Origin of the sequence: Streptomyces sp. SID11385 (assembly GCF_010548245.1) — a bacterium.
Classification (GTDB): Bacteria; Actinomycetota; Actinomycetes; order Streptomycetales; family Streptomycetaceae; genus Streptomyces.
Map to the genome: position 1 here is coordinate 1 of NZ_JAAGLR010000056.1, position 2,201 is coordinate 2,201.

Annotated in this window: 1 protein-coding gene; it reads left to right on the forward strand. The window is 72.4% G+C overall.

Annotation, left to right across the window (positions count from 1 at the left end; translation table 11 throughout):
• Positions 1–2,201 (forward strand): Rne/Rng family ribonuclease (locus G3I42_RS02315; RefSeq protein ID WP_203606258.1); only part of this gene is annotated, 2,201 nt, incomplete at both ends.

A 2,201-nucleotide genomic window follows, 5' to 3' on the forward strand; every position in this document is an offset into this window, starting at 1 on the left:
CAGCCCCGTACCGAGGCACCCGCGCCCAAGGCCGAGAAGGCCCCCCAGCCCGCCGAGGACGTGGCCGAGCCCGCGGAGGCCGCCGAGTCCGCCGAGTCCGCCGAGTCCGCCGAGGACAACGAGCGCCAGTACGGCGACGAGGGCGAGCGTCCCTCGCGCCGCCGTCGCCGAGGCGGCCGACGCCGCAGGCGCGGCGAGAGTGCCGAGCAGGACCAGCGCGAGGACAGCGACGACGAGGAGGAGGGCGAGGAGCCCGCTGCCGAGGAGGCCACCGCCTCCGCGCCCGCCGCCGAGCGGCGCCCCGCCCCCGTCGAGGACACCGCCGACGAGGAGCGCGAGGAGGAGCCCGCCGGCTCCGCCGCGCGCGACGAGGACGAGGGCTCCGGCTCCTCCTCCAGCCGTCGCCGCCGTCGCCGTCGCCGCCGCGCCTCGGACGCCTCCGGCGAGGCCGAGGCCACGCCCGCCGCCGACGACCCCGAGCGCACCGTGGTCAAGATCCGCGAGCCGAAGGAACGGCGCAAGGAGAGCGACCACAGCGACGAGGTGCAGTCCATCAAGGGCTCCACGCGTCTGGAGGCGAAGAAGCAGCGCCGCCGCGAGGGCCGCGAGCAGGGCCGCCGCCGGGTGCCGATCATCACCGAGGCCGAGTTCCTCGCGCGCCGCGAGGCCGTCGAGCGGGTCATGGTCGTCCGCGAGCAGGGCGAGCGCACCCAGATCGGCGTCCTGGAGGACGACGTCCTCGTCGAGCACTATGTCAACAAGGCCGAGTCGACCTCGTACGTCGGCAACGTCTACCTCGGCAAGGTGCAGAACGTGCTGCCCTCCATGGAGGCCGCGTTCATCGACATCGGCAAGGGCCGCAACGCGGTCCTCTACGCCGGTGAGGTCAACTTCGAGGCGCTCGGCTACCACGGCCCGCGCCGTATCGAGACCGCGCTCAAGTCCGGTCAGCCCGTCCTCGTGCAGGTCACGAAGGACCCGATCGGCCACAAGGGTGCCCGCCTCACCAGCCAGGTCTCGCTCCCCGGCCGCTACCTGGTCTACGTGCCCGAGGGCTCGATGACCGGCATCAGCCGCAAGCTCCCCGACACCGAGCGCGCGCGCCTGAAGACCATCCTCAAGAAGATCGTCCCCGAGGACGCCGGCGTCATCGTGCGCACGGCCGCCGAGGGCGCGAGCGAGGACGAGCTGCGGCGCGACGTCGAGCGGCTCCAGTCGCAGTGGGAGGACATCCAGAAGAAGGCGAAGTCGGGCAACGCGCCGACGCTGCTCTACGGCGAGCCCGACATGACCGTCCGGGTCGTCCGCGACATCTTCAACGAGGACTTCACGAAGGTCGTCGTCAGCGGCGATCGCGCCTGGGAGACCATCTACGGCTACGTCTCGCACGTCGCCCCCGACCTCGTCGGGCGCCTGTCGCGGTGGACCTCCGAGGTCGACGCCTTCGCCACGTACCGCATCGACGAGCAGCTCGCCAAGGCGCTCGACCGCAAGGTGTGGCTGCCCTCCGGCGGCTCCCTCGTGATCGACAAGACCGAGGCGATGATCGTCGTCGACGTCAACACCGGGAAGTTCACCGGGCAGGGCGGCAACCTGGAGGAGACCGTCACCAGGAACAACCTGGAGGCGGCCGAGGAGATCGTGCGCCAGCTCCGGCTGCGCGACCTCGGCGGGATCGTCGTCATCGACTTCATCGACATGGTCCTGGAGTCCAACCGCGACCTCGTCCTGCGGCGCCTCCTGGAGTGCCTGGGCCGCGACCGCACCAAGCACCAGGTCGCCGAGGTCACCTCGCTCGGCCTCGTGCAGATGACCCGCAAGCGCGTCGGGCAGGGGCTCCTGGAGTCCTTCTCCGAGACCTGCGTCCACTGCAACGGGCGCGGCGTCATCGTCCACCTCGACCAGCCCACCACCACGGGCGGCGGCGGGGGCGGCGGCAAGCGGAAGAAGAAGGGCAAGGGCGGCGAGCACGCCGAGCACGACCACGCCGAGCACGAGCTGACGTACGAGTACGTGAGCGCCGAGCAGGCCGAGGAGGCGAAGGCCCAGGAAGAGCCCGCCACCGAGGTCGTCACCGGGCCCGCCGCACTGCCCGAGCCCGTCTTCACCCCTGACGAGGACCTGTACAGCAGCGCCGCGGAGGCCGAGGCCGCCGCCGCCGGGTACGGCGGGCGCCGCGAGCGCAGCCGCCGCCGGGCCTC